Source organism: uncultured Turicibacter sp. (assembly GCF_938044715.1).
Classification (GTDB): Bacteria; Bacillota_I; Bacilli_A; order MOL361; family Turicibacteraceae; genus Turicibacter; species Turicibacter sanguinis.
The window spans coordinates 1-21,013 of the sequence record NZ_CALIOS010000001.1 but is presented as its reverse complement, the minus strand read 5'-3'; the positions used below and the strand labels follow the sequence as shown (position 1 = coordinate 21,013).

The following is a 21,013-nucleotide window of genomic DNA, read 5'->3' as shown; positions in this document are numbered from 1 at the left end:
CATTAATTAAAGTATGTTATTAGTTGAAATAATCATATTTCTGTACGTAAATTACCCAAATGGGGGGGTGATTTTTTATGTACATGTTCTCTTAAAAGTGGTAACATTATGTTAATAAAATAATTGTAAACAATATACAAGTTAATAAATTATTTTCAAATGATATTTTTTACACTTATTTAATACTATATTTAAAGGTATGTAGCTAATTTTTTAGTGACGATATAGAAACAAGGAGCGATGATGATGATTGCAGCAATTAAAAAAATGTTAGACCCAAGTGTCAAAGTATTAAAGCGTGCTGATAAATTAGCAGATGAGGTTATTGCATTAGAACCACATATGCAACAATTAACAGATGAGCAACTTCAAAATAAAACATTAGAGTTTAAAGAGCGAATTGAAAAAGGTGAATCATTAGATGATTTATTAGTTGAAGCTTTCGCTGTTGTACGTGAAGCCTCAACACGTGTGCTTGGTATGACACCATTTAAAGTGCAAATTATTGGGGGAATTGCATTACATGGTGGTAATATTGCAGAAATGAGAACTGGGGAAGGAAAAACATTAACTTCTACGATGCCAGCTTACTTAAATGCGTTATCTGGTAAAGGGGTTCATATCATTACTGTCAATGAATATTTAGCGAGTCGTGATGCTCGTGAAATGGGTGAGTTATACCGTTGGCTTGGCTTAACTGTTGGATTAAATTTAGTTGGAATGTCTTCTGAAGAGAAGAAGGCTCAATATGCATGTGATATCATGTATTCAACGAACAATGAGTTAGGATTTGATTATTTACGTGATCATATGGTGCTTTATGCAAAACAAATGTGTCAACGTAAATTAAATTATGCGATTGTCGATGAGGTCGATTCAATTTTAATCGATGAGGCTCGTACACCGTTAATCATTTCAGGTGGACAAAAACGTACAGCCAATCTTTATGTTTTAGCTGACCGCTTTGTTAAGTCATTACGTGATGAAGAAGATTATAATATTGATATTAAAACGAAAAATATTCAGTTAAATGAAGGCGGGATTGAAAAAGCAGAACGTGCTTTCCGCATTGATAACTTATATGATATTAAACATGCTGTATTATTACACCATATTAATAATGCATTAAAAGCAAACTTTGTTATGACACGTGATGTTGATTATGTGGTTCAAGATGGAGAAATCGTAATTGTTGACCAGTTTACAGGACGTTTGATGAAAGGACGTGCTTATTCAGAAGGTCTTCATCAAGCGATTCAAGCTAAAGAAAATGTTCAAATTAAGCAAGAGACTTCAACATTAGCAACGATTACATTCCAAAACTTATTCCGTCTATACAATAAGTTATCAGGGATGACAGGGACTGCTAAAACAGAAGAGGAAGAATTCCGTAACATTTATAATATGATGGTTGTTGAAGTGCCAACAAACCGTCCAATCGCGCGTATTGATGCACCAGATTTAGTTTATAAAGATGTCAATGCAAAGTTCAACGCGGTAGTAGAGGAAGTCGTAAATCGTCATAAAACAGGACAACCTGTATTACTTGGAACAGTTGCAGTTGAAACATCAGAATATATTTCTCAGTTGTTAAAACGTAAAGGGGTTCCTCATAACGTTTTAAATGCGAAAAACCATGAGCGTGAAGCAGAAATTATTATGGATGCTGGTAAAAAAGGTGCTGTTACGATTGCAACAAACATGGCAGGTCGTGGGACTGACATCAAATTAACAGATGAAATTAAGGCTTTAGGTGGATTAGCTGTTATCGGGACAGAACGTCATGAGTCTCGTCGTATTGATAATCAGTTACGTGGACGTTCTGGACGTCAAGGAGATCCTGGATATACACGCTTCTATTTATCATTCCAAGATGAATTAATGCGTCGTTTCGGTTCTGATCGCATGCACGAAATGGTTGATAAATTAGGAATGGATCCAAATGAACCGATTGAAAGTAAAATGGTAACAAAAGCCGTTGAATCTGCACAAAAACGTGTTGAAGGTAATAACTATGATATGCGTAAAAATTTATTAGAGTATGATGATGTTATCCGTCGTCAACGTGAAGTGATTTATGGGCAACGTCAAGATATTTTAGAAACTGAAGATTTAACATCAGTAATCTTTGCGATGATTGATTCTTCAATCACACGTTTAGTAGAACAATTTGCTCCAGCGGAAGCCTCTGATGCTAAATCATCAACTGAGTATAATTATGAAGGGTTATTAAACTACTTAAATACAAACTTATTCCCAGTTGATCATGTAGAAAAATCTCAGCTTGAAGGAAAATCAACAAGTGAGATGATTGAATATATTGCAACTCTTGTGAAGGATAATTACCGTCAAAAAGAGGAATCAATTGATCCATCAATCTTCCATGAGTTCCAAAAAGTTATTGTTTTACGTGTTGTTGATACGCATTGGATGAATCATATTGATGCAATGGATGCTCTTCGCCAAGGAATTCATTTACGTTCTTATGGACAAATTAATCCACTTCATGAGTATCAATCTGAAGGGTTTGAAATGTTCAATCGTTTAATTGAACGTATTGAAGATGATGTCACTCGTTACATTTTACGTGCTGAGATTCGCCAAAACTTACAACGTGAGGAAGTAGCGAAACCAACAGCTACAAATAGTGGAAAAGAAGAGAAAAAACGCCCGGTAACACGTCAAGCTGATAAAGTGGGACGCAATGATGAGTGTCCATGTGGTAGTGGGAAAAAATATAAACAATGTTGTGGACAAGAACACTAATTGGATAGATTGAAATCATAGTTCAACTGATGTTTTAAATATCAGTTGAACTTGTTTTTCGTTTAAGAAGGAATTACTATCTACCAAACGATTAATAAGATAGAGATTGAAGAATAGTCTTGGTTATTCAAATAATTTGATATAAAGTAGAACTATAGTCTCATTAAAGTTTTCTTAAATGATGCATAAGTTAATAAAAGTTGACATGAAGAAGTGGTGACGATAATGGAAATTCATGAAATAAGATCAGAGATTAAGAAAATGTCTGAGCGTATCAATCAATTTAAAGATTCGTTGAACGTTGAGCAAAAAGAAGCGGAAATTAAAGAGTATGATGATCAAATGCAGGTAGCAGGATTTTGGGATGACCAACGTAAGGCCCAAGAAGTTATTAATGCAGCGAATGCAATTAAAGATAAAGTTAATACATTTTACTCGTTAGAAGGCGAAGTAGAAGAGTTGGCCGTGGCATTTGAATTAATTTTAGAAGAACCGGATGCTGATTTACAAGCTGAATTAGAATCACAAATTGAAGAAGTTTCGGAACATTTAAACAAATTTGAATTAGAAATTTTATTAAGTGGACCTTATGATGCTAATAATGCAATTTTAGAGTTACATCCAGGGGCAGGTGGAACAGAATCTCAAGATTGGGCTGAGATGTTATATCGTATGTATACTCGATATGCTGAGCGTAAAGGATTTAAAATCGAGGTTCTTGATTACCTTGTCGGAGAAGAAGCCGGAATTAAGAGTGTGACGATTAAAATTAAAGGAACAAATGCATTTGGATACTTTAAAGCAGAGCGTGGTGTTCATCGTTTAGTCCGTATTTCACCATTTGATTCAGGAGGGAGACGACATACTTCATTCTGTTCATGTGATGTGATGCCTGAATTTTCAGGGGATATTGATATCGAAATTCGTGCAGAAGATTTAAAAATCGATACATATCGTGCCAGTGGAGCTGGTGGACAACATATTAATACAACTGATTCAGCTGTTCGTATTACTCATATTCCAACGAATACGATTGTAACGTGTCAAAATCAACGTTCACAAATTAAAAACCGTGAAGCAGCGATGGAGATGTTAAAATCAAAATTATATCAACGTAAGCTTGAAGAACAAGAAGCAGAGTTAGCAAAAATCCGTGGTGAAGTGAAAGAGATTGGATGGGGAAGTCAAATCCGTTCATATGTTTTCCACCCGTATTCACTAGTTAAAGATCACCGTACTTCATATGAAGTAGGGAACGTTCAATCAGTCATGGATGGAGACTTAGATGGATTTATTGATGCTTATTTACGATATTCAATTTAATACTTCATCATGATTTGACGAAAGTATAGTAGATGAGGCATAATAATTTAATAAGAATAACCCCTTCTTAACTAATGAAGTTCAGAGGGGGTTAAGTCTTTCAATGAGATAGTGTTAGTCAAAGGAGTGTGTTTTAAATGAAGAAAATTCCTAGCTTTACTGTAAATCATGAAGATTTATTACGTGGAATTTATGTTTCACGTCAAGATGTCATTGGAGAAGAAGTTGTGACAACTTTTGATATTCGTACAAAATTACCAAACCGTGAGCCTGTTATGAATAATGCTGAAATTCATACAATTGAACATTTAGCAGCAACGTTTTTACGTAACCATGCAACGGCAGCTGAGCAAACCATTTATTTTGGCCCAATGGGATGCCGTACAGGGTTTTATTTAATTTTAAAAGGTGATTTAAAATCAGGTGACGTTGTAGATTTAATTAAGGAAACCTTTGAATTTGTTGCGACTTATGAAGGTGAAGTTCCAGGAGCAAGTGCTCGTGACTGTGGAAACTATTTAGATATGAATTTGCCAATGGCTAAATATGAGGCCCAAAAATTCCTTGAAAATACATTAAATGTTATTAAAGAAGAGAACTTAGTTTATCCAGCTTAATATAAAAAGCATCTTTTCAAATAGGAAAAGATGCTTTTTTGTTCCAAAAAAAAAACTCTTTATGGTTAAACAGATAAAGATAATATGTAAACAGTGTAAAAGTTGAAGGGAAATCGTCGACATATTATACTATTATCTCTCTTTGTATGCTAAAATATTATTATTGTTATTATTTTTTTACAAAGATGTGGATAACATTTGTTATTTGTTGGCAATTGTCGTATAAAAAATGTAAGTGTCGATTAGTATGTTATAATAAATTCGATTCTACAAGAGATAGGTGGGGAGATTATGATTGAATTTATAAATGTAAATAAAAAGTATGCGAATGGAGTTATTGGACTTCATAATATTAATATAAATATCGAAAGTGGCGAGTTCGTTTTTGTAATCGGACCAAGTGGTGCTGGTAAGTCATCATTCTTGAAAATGATTAATCGTCAAGAACAAGCTACAGGTGGACAAATTATAGTAAATGGTCATGATGTGACAAAGTTAAGTCGATTCAAAGTACCAAAATTACGTCGTGAAATTGGAGTCGTATTCCAAGATTTTAAATTATTACAGAAACTAACGGTTTATCAAAATGTTGCATTTGCTTTAGAAGCCATTGGTCTTCCAGCAAATGAGGTGCGTGAAAAAGCAATTAAAGCAATCGAATTAGTTGGATTAAAAAGTAAAATGCGTTTCTATCCAAATCAGTTGTCTGGTGGAGAGCAACAACGTATTGCAATTGCTCGTGCGATTGCCAATAATCCAGCGATTATTATTGCCGATGAACCAACAGGAAACCTAGATCCTGAAAATTCTGAACAAATTGTTTCTATTCTTAAAAAATTAAATAGCGAAGGTAAAACGATTATTATGGCGACGCATGATCATGAGTTGATTTTTGAATCAGATTGTCGTGTCCTAACCGTTGATCATGGAACAATTTTTAGTGATGAGGTGAAGGGATATTATGATGCTAATTAGACAACTTTTCCGTTATATTCGTGATGGATTAAAGAATATTTGGCGTAACTTATTTATGTCGATTTCTTCAATCTTTACGTTAACGATTACTTTAAGTTTATGTTCATTATTTGTTTTATTTGCTCATAATTCAAATGAATTTACAGAGCAATTAGAAAATGAAATTAAAATCTTTGTTGAATTTGATAAAGTGGCAACACCAGAACAAATTCAATCTACAATTGACACGATAGAACAAAACTCTTATGTAGTTGATGTTGAGTACACAACTAAAGAGCAAAACTATCAAGATTTTATCGATCGTATTGGTAACGATGATCCAGAGTTAGCTGTTTTCTTTGAAAATACAAGCGATGAAAATCCATTAGTTGGGACATTAGTTGTATCAGCCGACGCTGTTAATCATGTCGATCAAGTTGCTAAAGAAATTAAAGAGATGTCTAATATTAGCTATGTCGATTATGGTGAAGAATCATCATTAGCAGCTTTTGCTAATATTACAAAAATGATTCGTGAATCATTCTCATGGATTGTAGTAGTATTATTAGTATTAGCAGTCTTTTTAATTCAAAATACAATCAAATTAACAATTTATGCTCGTAAAAATGAGCTTAAGATTATGAAGTTAGTCGGGGCTTCTGCTACTCATGTTACTGTACCATTCTTAGTAGAAGGGTTAATTATTGGGGTGCTTGGAGCTATTGGACCGATTTTGTTTACAGTTTTTGGATATCAATACTTATATGAATTATTTGGTGGAGTCTTAGTCATTCCAATGTTCCAATTAACTGCACCACTTCCGTTAGTGTATACTTTATCATTTGGAATTGGAATTATTTCAATTGCTATTAGTTTAATCGGAAGTTTCTTCGCCGTAATTCGTTACTCATTAAAAATTTAATGATTAAATGAGGAAGGAGGAACTTTCGTGGTTAACTTTTAATTAGCTTAACCGTGTTAACGGCATTGCATTTTGCACCTAAGCAGAATTTAACTGCCGAGGCAACAACAACATGCACAACAACTGAAGAATGTGATGCATTAATTAACCAGGCCCAAAGTCAAATTTCAGATATTAAAAATCAACAAAATGATGCACAGCAGGAATTGAATGCCGTTCAAGAAGATATTGGGGCAATACTTGATAAAATCTCGATGACAGAGAATGCGATTTCTTCTTATATGCAACAAATTAAACAAAAAGAAAGTGAGATTTCGACTAGTGAGAATCAAATTGAGCAACTAGAGGGTCAAATTTCTGAATTGAAAGAAATTGTAGGTGAGCGTGCGCGAGTTTCACAACGATTATCTCGTACAAATACGATTTTAGAAGTTATTTCTCAATCAACAAGTATCGTTGATTTTATTAAAAACTTACGTGTTGTGACACACTTTGCTGAAAGTGATGCAGAGGCAATGGATCAATTAAAATCTTTAGTGTCAGAACAACAAAACTTATTATCTTCTCTTAAAGTTCAAAAGGAAGAATTAGCTGCAAGCAAAGCAAGTTTAGAACAAGAGCGTGCAAATTTAGAGGCTTATGAAGAAAAACTTCAAAGCCAGAAGGCAGCTATTGCAAAGCAAATTCAAGAATTAGAGAGTGAACGTTTATCTCAAGCTGAAATTATTGCAATTGCAGAAGAACAAAAGAATTTATTAGTTTCTCAGACATCAGGCGGATTTATTATTCCATTAAAAACAGGATATGTAAGTTGTGAGTTTATGTGTTATTCAAATCATACTGGAATTGACTTAGGAAACTCAGGTGATACATCAACCCCAGTTTTAGCAGCAGCATCTGGAACAGTTATTCGTTCAGGCTGGCATGCAGCTTATGGATGGCATGTTATGATTTCACATAATATGGATGGAAAAATAATTACAACTGTTTATGCACATATGCACTCAAAACCTTTAGTATCTGTCGGACAACAGATAAATCAAGGGACGCAACTTGGAACCATGGGGAACACTGGTAACTCCTTTGGGGCCCATTTACACTTTGAAATGTATGATGGTTATTATAATTATCCTTATGCGGTTAATCCACGTAAGTATATTAATTTCCCATCTAGATGGTAACGAAAAGATGAGCCAATTGGCTCATCTTTTTTTTACACTATTAAATAAGAATGTGTTTATAAATGGAGATTTAGTCTTTTTATACGTCTTTTCCTCATTTTAATCTAATTTATTCCATTTTATAGTCATGACAATGTTACTAAAAATTGATAAAATAAAGATAAACCGATAAAGTCTACATTATTTGGAATAGATGGGAAATACTATAGAGGTTATATTCGTTCCGTTGAATGGAAAAGGAGTGATATGATGAAACGAAATAAAACGTTTCTCATCATTGGAAGCTTTAGTCTAGGTGTAGTCGTAACTTTAATTTTATCGTTAGTATTTAAACCTGCTACGCAAGTACAAACGATTGTCTCACCTTCTAATTACGGTGAAACATCTTCAGTTACTCAAGTTTATGACGCATTGAAAACATATTATTATTTTTATGATGGTGATGATCAAGCTTTAATTGATGGGGCTATTTCTGGAATGATTAGTTCATTAGATGATCCACACTCTACGTATTTTACGATGAGTGACTACGAAAACTTTGTTGAGCATCTAGAAGAAACTTATTCAGGTATTGGCTGTGAAGTAACAAGTATTAATGGTTATACAATGATTGTGTCACCATTTCCAGATTCTCCTGCAGATGAAGCTGGGATTTTAGCCAATGATTTAGTTGTTGAAATTGATGGCGAGAACGTTGTAGGACAAAACTTACAAGAAGTAACTAATAAGATTAAAGGCCCTGTGGATACAACGGTCACTTTAGGTATCCAACGTAACGATAATCCGGAATTAATTTATATTGAAGTCCAACGACGCGCAATTGAACAAGAAACAGTTAAAACTGAATTAATGACCATTGGAGATAAAAAGATTGGATATTTACAGGTGACAACATTTGGTGAAAATACAGCGAATGAATTTAAAGAAGGAATTGAGTCACTTGAAAATCAAGGAATGGAATCCTTAGTTGTTGATTTACGTAACAATTCAGGAGGATATTTAACAAGTGTTGTTGAAATGGTTGATTATATTTTACCGCCAGACAAAGTCGTTACAACGATTGAAAATCGTGAAGGTAAAGGAACTCAATATATGACAAGTTCTGAGGGGAAAGATTATGAAGTTGTTACGTTAATTAACGAAGGAAGTGCTTCTGCATCCGAAATATTTGCCGCTGCGATGAAAGAGGCAGGCGGATATCCCGTTATCGGAACAACATCATATGGAAAAGGAACCGTTCAAGTTTCAATGCCACTTGATGATCATTCTTCATTAAAATTAACAACACAAGTTTGGAAAACACCAGATGGAAATTGGATTAACGAAGTAGGGGTAGAACCTACTCTAGTTGTTGAAGCGCCAGAATTTTATTACTACTATCAAGTCTACTTAACAGATGGAAAATCTTTAGAGTATGACATGGTAGATAGTTCTATAGCGAATGCACAAAATATTTTAACAGCCTTAGGTTATCAAGTTGGACGCCATGATGGATATTATGATAAATCAACAGTATCAGCTGTTGAAAACTTCCAAGCAGATAATGAAATTCTAGTCACAGGAATTATTGATAATAAAACAGCAAGTGAATTAACATTAGCTTTACGTAATAAAGTTCGTGATAAACAATATGATACTCAATTACAAACAGCACTTGAAGTTTTAATACAAGAATAACAAGGACGCTCGCCACATAAAAGTGGTGAGTTTTTTTGTTAACGAAAAAGGTTTAAAGTAATGTTAAAAGTGGAAAGATTTAATAATGAGATAAAGGGATTGTGTTTGAATACTGGACGTTAGCATTTTGTTTGTTAAATAATTTTTAACTGCTAGGTTAAAAATTTTTAGTATAAAGATAGAATATCTTATTTCCTATCAGTTACGGAAAAACATGAATTCCATAGCATAGATGACTTAGTATTAAAAGGATTAGGGGAGTAAGTCGTTTTAATACTATGAATTGTTTATCGTCTTGTATATAGAGATAGTACGTGTGTTTTAGGTATGATATAATGGGGATAATGTGAGGTGACGTTTAATGCCAAATAATAAGTTTGAAATTGTTTCGAAATACTCTCCATCAGGTGATCAACCAAAGGCAATTAAGCAACTAGTTGAGAATATTGAGCATGGAGTTAAAGAACAAGTTTTGCTTGGAGCAACTGGAACGGGTAAGACATTTACGATTGCAAATGTTGTTCAAGCTGTTAATAAGCCAACTTTAGTACTGGCGCATAATAAAACATTGGCTGGTCAGCTGTATAGTGAGTTAAAAGAATTTTTCCCAAATAATGCGGTTGAGTATTTTGTTAGTTATTATGATTACTATCAACCAGAAGCCTACGTTCCATCTTCAGATACATTTATTGAAAAAGATGCGAAGACAAATGATGAAATTGATAAATTACGTCACTCGGCAACTGCTGCCTTATTAGAACGAAATGATGTAATTGTAGTTGCTTCAGTTTCGTGTATTTATGGGATTGGAGATCCTGAAGAATATAAGAGTATGATGGTTTCGATTCGTGTCGGAATGGAAATGGAACGTAATGATTTATTAAAAGAGCTTGTTCGTATTCAGTATCAGCGTAATGATATTGATTTCCACCGTGGGACGTTTAGAGTTCGAGGTGATATCGTAGAAATTTTACCGATTGCAACAGAGAAGAATGCGATTCGTATTGAGTTCTTTGGAGAAGAAGTTGATCGTATTCGTGAAATTGATACGTTGACGGGTGAAGTGTTAAGTGAACGTAAACATGTTGTCATTTTCCCAGCTTCTCACTTCGTAACAGGTGAAGAGCGTATGAAAATCGCTCTTAAGAATATTGAAGAAGAATTAGAGCAACAAATTGAATATTTTAAGTCGGAAGAAAAGTTAATTGAAGCGCAACGAATTGAGCAACGTACGCGTTACGATTTAGAGATGATGGCTGAGATGGGATTCTGCTCTGGAGTCGAGAATTATTCTGGTCCATTATCACTTCGTGAACGTGGAGCAACTCCGTATTGCTTACTTGATTTCTTCCCAGATGATTGGTTGTTAGTAGCGGATGAATCACATGTGACGCTACCTCAGGTCAGAGGAATGTACAATGGTGACCGTGCGCGTAAAGAGACACTTGTGAATCACGGATTTAGATTACCTTCAGCTCTTGATAACCGCCCGTTACAATTTAATGAATTTGAAGAAAAAATTCATCAGGCGATTTATGTTTCTGCAACACCAGGTGATTATGAGTTAGCCCGTACAGATAAAGTGGTTGAGCAAATTATTCGTCCAACTGGATTACTTGATCCAATTATTGAGCTTCATCCAAGTCGTGGACAAATTGATCATTTAGTGGGTGAAATCTATAAACGTATTGAAAAAAATGAGCGTGTTTTAGTGACAACATTAACGATTAAAATGTCAGAAGAGTTAACGAATTATTTAAAAGAACTTGGAATTAAAGTCGCTTATTTACATTCTGAAATTAAGACGCTTGAGCGTATTGAGATTATTCGTGATTTACGTGTTGGAACTTATGATGTTTTAGTCGGAATCAACTTACTTCGTGAAGGACTTGATATTCCAGAGGTATCCTTAGTCGCTATTTTAGATGCAGATAAAGAAGGATTCTTACGTAGTGATCGCTCATTAATCCAAACGATTGGACGTGCTGCGCGTAATGCAGATGGTCGTGTTATTTTATATGCAGATAAGATGACCGGTTCAATGCAACGTGCGATTGAAGAAACCAGTCGTCGTCGTGAAATTCAAGAGAATTTCAATGAAGAACACGGCATTATTCCAATGACAATTCGTAAAGATGTTCGAGATGTGATTCGAGCGACTGAGGTTGTTGAGAAAGAAGCTAAATATGATAAGAAAATGTCGCGTAAAGATAAAGAAAAACTGATGGCTAAATTAGAAAAAGAAATGAAGGAAGCTGCTAAAGCACTTGACTTTGAAACAGCTGCAACGTTACGTGATGCAATGCTTGAATTAAAAATTGAATTAGGCTTATAATAAGATAATGAGGAAGAATTTGTTAACGTCTTATTGGTATAGAAAACCTTGAGGTATACAACATTGTCGGACATTTAGTAAGGAAAGAGGTAAAGATATGGAAAGTTTACGTGAATTATATAAAGTGGGAAATGGACCATCGAGTTCTCATACAATGGGTCCAGCACGTGCAGCAAAAGTTTTTATGGGACGTTATCCAGAGGCTTCATCTTATGAGGCAGTTTTATATGGAAGTTTAGCGGCAACAGGTGAAGGGCACCTAACTGACTATATCATTATTAAAACTATGGATCCAAAGCCTGTTAAAATTACATGGCGTCCAGAAGACTTCCGTCCATTCCACCCAAATGCCATGCAATTTATTGCGTATAACGAGGCAGGTGAGGCATTAGGAGATTGGACTGTTTATTCTGTTGGAGGAGGATCAATTATTGAGGAAGGACAAGGGCGCAATGAAGTAGTAGCGGCTTATCCAGATTCAACAATGGCTGATATTTTAAAAGTGTGTGAAGAGAAAAATTGGACATTAGCAGACTATGTCTATGAGCATGAATCGGATATTAAACCTTATTTAGTTGAGATTTTAACGGTGATGCGTGAAACGTTAGAGAATGGTTTAAAGGCTGAGGGAAATTTACCTGGAAAACTAAATTATCCACGTCGTGCTAAACAGTTTCATGAGCATGCTAAATCAATGCCAGAAGATTTATCAGTTTTAATTTATGCTTATGCTTTAGCCGTGTCTGAACAAAATGCGAGTGGAGATGTTGTTGTAACGGCTCCAACTTGTGGAGCATCTGGTGTCATTCCGGGAACCTTATTTGCGCTTCAACAATTTGAAGGATATAGTGATGATCAATTAGTTGATGCATTAGCAGTAGCAGGATTAATTGGAAACTTAATTAAAACAAATGCTTCAATTTCAGGAGCAGAGGTTGGATGCCAAGGTGAGGTAGGTTCTGCTTGTTCAATGGCAGCAGCAGCTGTTGCTTATTTAAAAGGGGCTTCAAACTTACATTGTGAGTATGCAGCAGAAATTGGACTTGAACATCATTTAGGAATGACATGTGATCCTGTCTTTGGTTATGTTCAGGTTCCTTGTATTGAGCGTAATGCGGTTGCGGCTAAACGTGCCTATGATGCAGCTAAATATGCCATGTTAACAGATGGATATCATACAATTACACTTGATCAAGTGATGCAAACGATGAAAGAGACAGGTCACGACTTAATGGCGAAGTATCGTGAAACAGCACAAGGTGGTCTTGCAAAACATTTTGCAGAATGCTAAGCCGACGTGTGGTATAATAAGTTGTAAATGAAAAAAATCATAACATCCTAAGATGATACTTATAAACAAATCATGAAAAGGGAGTGATCGTATGGCAACAGAGAAAAAGAAAAACACAACGAACGAAAAACCAAAGACTCAGACGTCTAAAGGAAAGAAAGCTCGTAGTAAAAATGAGATTGCCTTATATAGTTTTATTGGAGTCTTAGCGGTTGTAACGGTTTTATTTGCTTACAATGTCATCAGTTATTTTTATATTGAACCCACTAAAGCAGCAGGAAAACCGCAATATGGTGACCGTTTAGATGGTTTAGTGACAATTGATCAATCAATTATAAATGATGCACAGTCTTATGGAAGTGGTCTATCCGGTGTACAATCTGTTAATATTACGGTTGAAGGAATGATTGTTTATATTGATGTTCGTGTTGATTCAACAACAGCACTTACGACTGCTCAGGCAAACACTGAGAAGATTTCAGATTATTTAATCGATGCAATGGATAAAGCTAATGCAAATTCTTCACAGGCCTATAACTTCCAATTAGTTGTGGCAAATGAAGATCCTAAGACATTAGTTGATACAAATCGTGCAGAAGAATTAGATTATATTAAACAACATGACGTTGCAATTGTTGAGCAAGTTGTAGGATATGCTGAAGAATATCCTACAGTAGCTAATATTGAGCGTGCTAACAAAAATATCGCTTATATGCAAACGAGTTATCCTGAAGAAGCAGCCGCTTTTCAAAAACGTGTGGATGCTTTAACAGAGTTAACTGCAGAACAAGAAGAAGCATTAGGTGAAATTCCAACGCTAGAAGTAGATAAAGAAATTAAACCTTCAAGTATTGCAGAGTACCCAAGTTGGGGAACATTAAATCCTGAGACAGGAAAATATGATTGGAAATAGTAAAAGGCAGGGGAGGCTTATTTTAGTCTCCCTCTCTTTGTGAATAAAGGTGATAGAAAAATGTCGAAAAAAAGTGTACCAGTAGTAAAAAATGAATATTATGATGTAAAAATTGAAAGTTTAACACATGACGGTTTAGGTGTTGCTAAAATTGATGGTTTCCCTATTTTCGTGACAAATGCACTAGTAGGCGAAGAAGTTAATATGAAAGTAACATTAGTTAAAAAAACGTATGCCATTGGACGTGCAGTTGATTTATTTGTCGAGAGTCCTGACCGTGTGACGCCGCCATGTAAAATTTATAAACAATGTGGTGGATGTCAAGTTCAGCATCTAAATTATCCAGGACAACTTCAAATGAAATATGATACAGTTGTAAATCAGTTCAAACGCATTGGTCATATTGAAGATGCGAATATTTTACCGACCATCGGAATGGAGGAACCTTGGCGTTATCGTAATAAAACGCAGGTGCCATTTGGTTTAGCTAATGGTGATGTAGTGGCTGGGTTCTATCAAAAACGAAGCCATGAGATTATTGATATGCGTCATTGTTTAATTCAAACTGAAATTTCAGATGAAATTATTCATGAGATGCGTGGAATTTGTCGTGATTTAAAACTAAGTCCGTATAATGAGGAGTCGAATACTGGTATTTTACGCCATGTCATCGTGCGCACAGGATTTAAGACGGATGAGATTATGGTTATTTTAGTGACACGTAAAGAGAAAATCATTAATATGGATCGTATTGTGTCACGCTTATTAGAAAAATTTCCTCAGATTAAAGTTATTGCTCAAAATATTAATCCAAACGTAACAAATGCTATTTTAGGTGAGAAAACAAACATCATTTACGGTGAAGGATATATTTATGATGAAATGAACGGAATTCGTTTCGCCATTTCACCACGTTCATTCTATCAAGTTAACCCTGTTCAAACCGAAACACTTTACTCTAAAGCCGTTGAATTTGCAGGACTAACAGGAGAAGAAATCGTATTCGATGCTTACTGTGGAATCGGAACGATTACATTATTCTTAGCACAACATGCCAAAAAAGTTTACGGGGTTGAAATCATTCCTGAAGCCATTGCCGATGCAAACATGAATGCTAAATTAAATGGATTCGAAAATACAGAATTTGCAGTAGGAAAATCAGAAGAAGTTATTCCAGCTTGGATCGAACAAGGAATCGTTCCAGACGTCATCGTCGTCGATCCACCACGTAAAGGATGCGATAAAACATTACTAGACACAATGCTAGAAGCAGCACCAAAACGCATCGTCTACGTGTCATGCGATTCATCAACACTAGCCCGCGACGTTAAAATTCTAGTAGACGGTGGATACCAACTAGAAGTCGCACAACCTGTAGATATGTTCCCTCAGACAAGTCACGTAGAAGTAGTGGCTCTGCTTACACGTAAAAACGTGTAAGCAGTTAGCACTACTCTATGCAATAGTTTCACCATGAAGATGAGCTGAAAAGCGAAATCTAAATGGCATGAAGCCACTTGCGTGAGACCAATATTAGAAGAAATTTTGGTGTGGATAAGCGCACTCCATGCAAGGTTCATCCAAGAAAGTGAGCTACAGGCGAAACTTGATTGGTTATGAGCTACTGCGAGAAGTGGTCTTCAGTAAATGACTGGCTCTACGAAGTAAGCTATTATCACTCCTGGGTTTGTATCTTTGCGAAATGAGATAGTCAATATAAGTAACGTTATAAAAAATCGAGTATAAAAAACCTCCATAATATCAATTATAATGATTAGATTGGAGGTTTTTTTATGCGAAAATTAGAGAATGCAATAGCTCTTGTCACGTCTTCAACAAGAGGTATTGGGTTAGCTTGTGCTAAGAAGTTAGCGAGTGAGGGTGCCATTGTTTATATGGGAGTTCGTCGTTTAGAGGTCACTCAAGAAATTTGTGATGAAGTGGCTAAAGAGGGTTTGAAAATGAAGCCTGTCTTTTTTGATGCCTACAACATTGATTCTTATGAAACGATGGTAGAAGAAGTGATTAGGGAACAAGGTAAGATTGATATTTTAGTTAATAATTTTGGAACTGGAAGACCGGAAGTAGATTTAGATTTAGTTAGTGGAGATGAGAAAGCTTTTTTTGATATTTTAGAAGCGAATATCGGATCAGTTTATCGTATCTCTAAACTGGTGATTCCTCATATGATTAAACAAGGAAAAGGAAGCATTGTTAATATTTCATCGATTGGTGGAACGGTCCCAGATATTTCTCGTATTGGTTATGGTGTTTCAAAAGCAGGCGTTAACAATATAACTCAACAAATCGCTATGCAGTATGCGCGCTATAATATAAGATGTAATGCGGTATTACCAGGTTTAACAGCAACCGATGCAGCTCTTGATAATATGCCAGAACAATTTATTAAGTCTTTCTTATCGCATGTTCCTTTAAATCGCATGGGAACACCTGAAGACATGGCGAATGCGGTTCTATTTTTCGCTAGCGATGATTCTTCTTATGTAACGGGGCATATTATGGAGGTATCAGGTGGTTATCATTTAGGAACACCACAATATGCTGATTTTGTTGGTCGTAAAGTAGTTGAGGAAAAGTAAATAAAAATCCCACTGAAAAGATATGTCAGTGGGATTTTTATGATAGATGTCAAAAAACTGGTAATAAAAAATACAGTGAATATAATATTATTAGAAAGTGAGCATTTTAGTTTTCTAGCAAAAAAAGGGGTTATACAATGAGTCATGAAAAGTTGTTTGAAAATAAGTCAATTCAACATTTGATTGTTCTATTTTCATTTCCAACTATTTTTTCTTTAGTTTTGGAGTCATTCGTTTCAATGATTGATACAGCATTTGCGGGGCACCTTGGAAGTATGAGTAGTATTGCTTTGTCAGCAATGGGGCTTTTAACACCTATCTTACAAATCTTACTAGCAGCTCAACTGATTTTTGGGGTATCCACAAGTATTGTCGTTTCGAAACGATTAGGTGAAAAGAATCAAGAAAAGGTAAATGAAACGTTTACGATTGGATTTTATGGTTGTGGAGTGTTTAGCATTGCTATTTCACTATTAATTTTTTTATTACAAGATCCGTTGCTATTTGTTTTAGGGGCGAGTGGTGAGGTTAGACGGTATGCTTTACAGTATTTAAATTTGGCACTAATTTTCAATATTTTTAATTCGCTCGGTTATATGTTAGTTAATATGATTAGGGTGTTTGGTTATCCTAAAATGGAAATTATTATCGGGGTTATTTCAACGCTCAGTAATGTGTTCTTTAACGTGCTCTTTACGTTTATTTTAGGACTTGGATTTATTGGGATTGCCTTTGCTACACTAACAAGTAGTGTCATCTACTTTAGTTGCGCCGTTTTATTTTTAATGCATAAAAAACTGTGGATGAAGAAGGTCCATTTAATTATTAATCCATCGAAAGAGATTTTGATTTCTATTATTAAAATTGGATTTGTGCAGTTTTTGATGCAAGCTCTTAATAGTGTCAGTGGCTTTGTTATTAATCGTCGTTTAATTGGACTTGGATATGTTTCGTCAATTGGAGCCTTCGCCATCTGTAATAATATAAATACGGTGATTTTGTTACCATTAATTGGGTTAACACAGGGGAGTCAATCTGTTATTGCGTATTTCCATGGGCGTCAGAACCATCAATCTGAGAGAATAGCGAAACAAAAAATTGTGAATTATAGTTTAATTTATGCTTTGGTAATCACGATAGTCAGTCTCTTATGGACGAGACCGTTATTAATGATTTTTACGAGTGATGAGAGTTTAATCCAGTCTGCGATTCCGATCCTTAGAATTATGGTAGCGGGATTTCCATTTATGGGAATCATTTATACATTGATTACGTTTATGCAAGTATCGAAAGAAGAAGCAAAGGCTAGCCAGTTAGAGGTGGTAAGGCAAATTGTTTTACTCATTCCTTTAGTTATTGTTTTTTCGGTTCTTTTTTCAAGATTTAATATTTTTAATATTTCAGCAGAACAGGGAATGTTCTTAGCTTTTCCTTTAACAAATATGATTATCGTATTGTTTTATTTTAAAAAGATTAAAACGATTTATAAGGATGACTAAACAGCTATTTAGATAGTAAAAAATAAAGGGAGACGGATTTATGAGTAGAAAAAAACAGTTGAAAATGAGTAAAGTTGGATTAGAGCATTTAGAGCAGTACAATCAATTACTGAGATATGTATTTCAGGTGACAGACCAAGAACTTCAAGAAATTGGATGGCAGGAAAAAGAAATGATTCGAGCTAAATCCCCAACGCTTGAGCGAGCAGATGTGATTGGCTGGTTTGATCGGGACCAATTGATTTCGCAAGTTGCGATTTATCCGATGCGTGTCCGTATTTTTAATCAGACATATGATATGGGGGGCGTGACAGGGGTTGGAACTTATCCTGAGTATGCGAACCAAGGACTGATGCATAAATTACTAATAGAAGCGTTAAAACATATGAAAAATCATAACCAACCTATTTCTTATCTTTATCCGTATTCTATTCCTTATTACAGACGCAAAGGATGGGAGATTGTATCAGATAAGATTGTGTATGAAATTAATGATTATCAATTGCCTAAGCATCGACGCGTGAGTGGGGAAGTTGAACGTGTGGATGCTGAAAGTGAAGAAATTAAAAAAGCATATGAACGCTTTGCTTATCAAACTCATGGTGCCTTACTTCGTGATGATTTAGCATGGAATGAATATTTTCTATGGGATAGTGACGATTTAATGGCGGCTATTTATTATAATGAAGCAGGGTTTGCCGATGGGTATATTCTTTATTTTATTAAGGACGAAATTTTTAATATTAAAGATATGATTTTTATAAATGAGGAAGCAAGGACGGGACTTTGGAATTTTATTAGTGCCCATTTTTCAATGATAAAAAAAGTAATTGGAAATACGTATACGGATGAACCATTAGCTTTTTTACTTGAGGATGCCGATATTAAAGAGACCATTTCACCGTATTTTATGGCACGAATTGTTGACTTAGAAAAATTTATTGAACAATATCCATTTAAGCCAGATACGATTGCAAGGGAGTGGACTTTTACAATGGATGATCCGCTTCTTTCGTGGAATCAAGGCTCTTTTACGCTAAGTATTGATACGGAGGGTGTCGGTAAAATCAAACGTACCAGTGTGAAAACAGGGGATCGCATTGATATCCAAACCATGACGACGATGTTACTTGGATATAAGCGTCCTGATTATCTTCATAAGATTGGTCGTTTGAGTTGTAGTTCAAAGACATTAGATATGTTAGAGGATGCGATTGAGCAACAGACACCTTATTTTTCAGATTACTTTTAAAAAATGAAAAAAGCTCTCAAGATTGTTCTTGAGAGCTTTTTTGTAGATTAATTTCAATACTTTCTTATTTTTAACGAACATTTTTCTGGGCTTAATATACTATATATCAAGAGGATTATAGTTAGGAGGGAGATAATGGATTTTCAATTTATAAAAACGTATGCACCGATGTATGTAGAGGCTGCTAAGTTAACCATGAGTATCGCTCTTTTGGGAATCTTATTGTCTACTTTAGTTGGATTTATCTGTTGTTTAATTCGATATTATAAGATTCCAATTTTACAACGTGTGATTGGGATGTATATAGAACTTTCAAGGAATACACCGTTATTAATTCAATTGTTTTTTCTATATTTTGGATTACCGAAGTTAGGGATCTTTTTAAGTTCATATGCATGTGGAGTACTTGGATTAACTTTTTTAGGTGGGAGTTATATGGCTGAGGCTTTTCGAAGTGGACTCGAGTCCATTCCTGACATTCAAATGGAGTCGGGATTGAGCCTTGGTTTAACCAAATGGCAAGTCTTACGTTATATTATTTTTCCTCAAGCAGTAGCAGTCTCGCTGCCTGCTTTTAGTGCAAATGTGATTTTTTTAATCAAGGAAACATCTGTCTTTAGTGTCGTTGCATTAGCAGATTTAATGTATGTAGCAAAAGGATTAATCGGGCTTTATTATAAAACTGACGAGTCCTTGTTGATGTTAGTTGTTGCGTATTTAGTACTGTTATTACCTATTTCATTAATTTTAAGTGTTATTGAGAAGAAGGTGCGTTATGGAGGAGTGGGGAATTAGTGTTTTATTTGAAGGAAAAAATTTCATTCGATTGTTACAAGGACTAGGAGTGACATTAGAAATTTCTTTGATTTCTGTGATGATTTCAGTTGTTTTGGGCCTTGTAATGGGGATGTTCATGAGAGTGAAGACAAAGGTCGTTCGTCTAATCTGTCGTCTTTATTTAAATACGGTTCGAATTGTTCCACAGTTAGTCTTATTGTTTTTAGCTTATTTTGGTTTGAGTAAATCTTTTGGGATTAATTTATCAGGAGAAGTGGCCTCTATTTTAGTGTTTTCTTTTTGGGGAATTGCTGAAATGGGAGATTTAGTACGAGGGGCTTTAGATTCAATCCCGAAACATCAGTATGAGACAGCGTTGGCGATTGGATTGAATCAGCGTCAAATTTATCAATATATTATTATTCCACAAACGATTAGACGATTACTTCCACAAACGATTAATTTAGTGACGCGTATTATCAAAACGACTTCATTAATTGTTTTAATTGGAGTCGTTGAGGTCGTAAAGGTAGGACAACAAATTATTGAGGCTTCACGACTAACAGTTCCGACGGCAGCTCTTTGGATATATGGGGTTATTTTTCTACTTTATTTTTTAATCTGTTATCCGATTTCATTGGCTGCAACAAAACTAGAAAAGCATTGGGAGGAGTGAGGTGAAGAGATGAGCTCAACGATATTAAAACTAGACCAGATTACAAAAAGTTATGATAATCAGATTATTTTCTCTAATTTGTCATTAGAGATAAAAAAAGGGGAGGTCGTCGTCGTTTTAGGACCTTCTGGCTGTGGAAAAAGTACATTGCTACGATGTATGAATGGATTAGAGAGTATTCAAGCAGGAGAAATTTTATTAGAAGATGAGGTGATTAGCAATCAGCATAA

17 protein-coding genes are annotated in these 21,013 nt (G+C 35.0%); all 17 read left to right on the top strand.

Annotated elements, in window-relative coordinates:
• Positions 1-243: 243 nt before the first annotated feature.
• Positions 244-2,766: a preprotein translocase subunit SecA gene (gene secA, locus QWC74_RS00085; RefSeq protein ID WP_006784624.1), complete on the top strand. Its 2,523-nt coding sequence runs from the start codon at positions 244-246 to the stop codon at positions 2,764-2,766.
• A gap of 225 nt (positions 2,767-2,991) precedes the next feature.
• Positions 2,992-4,089 carry a peptide chain release factor 2 gene (prfB, locus tag QWC74_RS00080; protein WP_006784625.1) on the top strand — a complete coding sequence of 366 codons (1,098 nt, stop codon included), beginning with the start codon at positions 2,992-2,994 and terminating at the stop codon, positions 4,087-4,089.
• A gap of 137 nt (positions 4,090-4,226) precedes the next feature.
• Positions 4,227-4,706, top strand: a complete 480-nt coding sequence (locus QWC74_RS00075) for an S-ribosylhomocysteine lyase (protein ID WP_006784626.1) — start codon at positions 4,227-4,229, stop codon at positions 4,704-4,706.
• 291 nt (positions 4,707-4,997) lie between these two features.
• On the top strand, positions 4,998-5,681 hold the full coding sequence (ftsE, locus tag QWC74_RS00070) for a cell division ATP-binding protein FtsE (RefSeq protein ID WP_006784627.1): 684 nt from the start codon (positions 4,998-5,000) through the stop codon (positions 5,679-5,681).
• A complete protein-coding gene (gene ftsX, locus QWC74_RS00065) occupies positions 5,668-6,582 on the top strand; it encodes a permease-like cell division protein FtsX (RefSeq protein WP_006784628.1) in 915 nt (304 codons plus the stop codon). Before ftsE ends, ftsX begins: the two co-directional genes overlap by 14 nt.
• Positions 6,583-6,635: 53 nt before the next feature.
• The gene (locus QWC74_RS00060) at positions 6,636-7,763 is read left to right on the top strand and encodes a murein hydrolase activator EnvC (RefSeq protein WP_288993759.1); all 1,128 of its coding nucleotides are present in this window, start codon (positions 6,636-6,638) and stop codon (positions 7,761-7,763) included.
• Positions 7,764-8,012: 249 nt separating this feature from the next.
• On the top strand, positions 8,013-9,440 hold the full coding sequence (locus tag QWC74_RS00055) for a S41 family peptidase (RefSeq protein WP_006784630.1): 1,428 nt from the start codon (positions 8,013-8,015) through the stop codon (positions 9,438-9,440).
• 361 nt (positions 9,441-9,801) lie between these two features.
• A complete protein-coding gene (gene uvrB, locus QWC74_RS00050) occupies positions 9,802-11,775 on the top strand; it encodes an excinuclease ABC subunit UvrB (protein WP_006784631.1) in 1,974 nt (657 codons plus the stop codon).
• A gap of 97 nt (positions 11,776-11,872) precedes the next feature.
• Positions 11,873-13,066: an L-serine ammonia-lyase gene (locus QWC74_RS00045; RefSeq protein WP_006784632.1), complete on the top strand. Its 1,194-nt coding sequence runs from the start codon at positions 11,873-11,875 to the stop codon at positions 13,064-13,066.
• A gap of 91 nt (positions 13,067-13,157) precedes the next feature.
• On the top strand, positions 13,158-13,979 hold the full coding sequence (locus QWC74_RS00040; protein ID WP_006784633.1) for a hypothetical protein: 822 nt from the start codon (positions 13,158-13,160) through the stop codon (positions 13,977-13,979).
• 60 nt (positions 13,980-14,039) lie between these two features.
• Complete coding sequence (rlmD, locus tag QWC74_RS00035) at positions 14,040-15,419, top strand: 23S rRNA (uracil(1939)-C(5))-methyltransferase RlmD (protein ID WP_132942573.1); 1,380 nt, start codon at positions 14,040-14,042, stop codon at positions 15,417-15,419.
• 353 nt (positions 15,420-15,772) lie between these two features.
• Positions 15,773-16,579: an SDR family NAD(P)-dependent oxidoreductase gene (locus QWC74_RS00030; RefSeq protein WP_006784635.1), complete on the top strand. Its 807-nt coding sequence runs from the start codon at positions 15,773-15,775 to the stop codon at positions 16,577-16,579.
• Between the two features lie 137 nt (positions 16,580-16,716).
• Positions 16,717-18,078: an MATE family efflux transporter gene (locus QWC74_RS00025; RefSeq protein ID WP_006784636.1), complete on the top strand. Its 1,362-nt coding sequence runs from the start codon at positions 16,717-16,719 to the stop codon at positions 18,076-18,078.
• Positions 18,079-18,118: 40 nt separating this feature from the next.
• A complete protein-coding gene (eis, locus tag QWC74_RS00020) occupies positions 18,119-19,330 on the top strand; it encodes an enhanced intracellular survival protein Eis (protein WP_006784637.1) in 1,212 nt (403 codons plus the stop codon).
• A 135-nt stretch (positions 19,331-19,465) separates the two neighbouring features.
• Positions 19,466-20,125 carry an amino acid ABC transporter permease gene (locus tag QWC74_RS00015; protein WP_006784638.1) on the top strand — a complete coding sequence of 220 codons (660 nt, stop codon included), beginning with the start codon at positions 19,466-19,468 and terminating at the stop codon, positions 20,123-20,125.
• Entirely contained in the window at positions 20,106-20,783 is a 678-nt protein-coding gene (locus tag QWC74_RS00010) for an amino acid ABC transporter permease (protein WP_006784639.1), read from the top strand. The genes QWC74_RS00015 and QWC74_RS00010 overlap by 20 nt, the downstream gene beginning before the upstream one ends.
• Positions 20,784-20,792: 9 nt before the next feature.
• Positions 20,793-21,013, top strand: a 221-nt coding sequence (locus QWC74_RS00005; protein ID WP_288993756.1) for an ATP-binding cassette domain-containing protein, incomplete at its 3' end; no start/stop codon positions are given.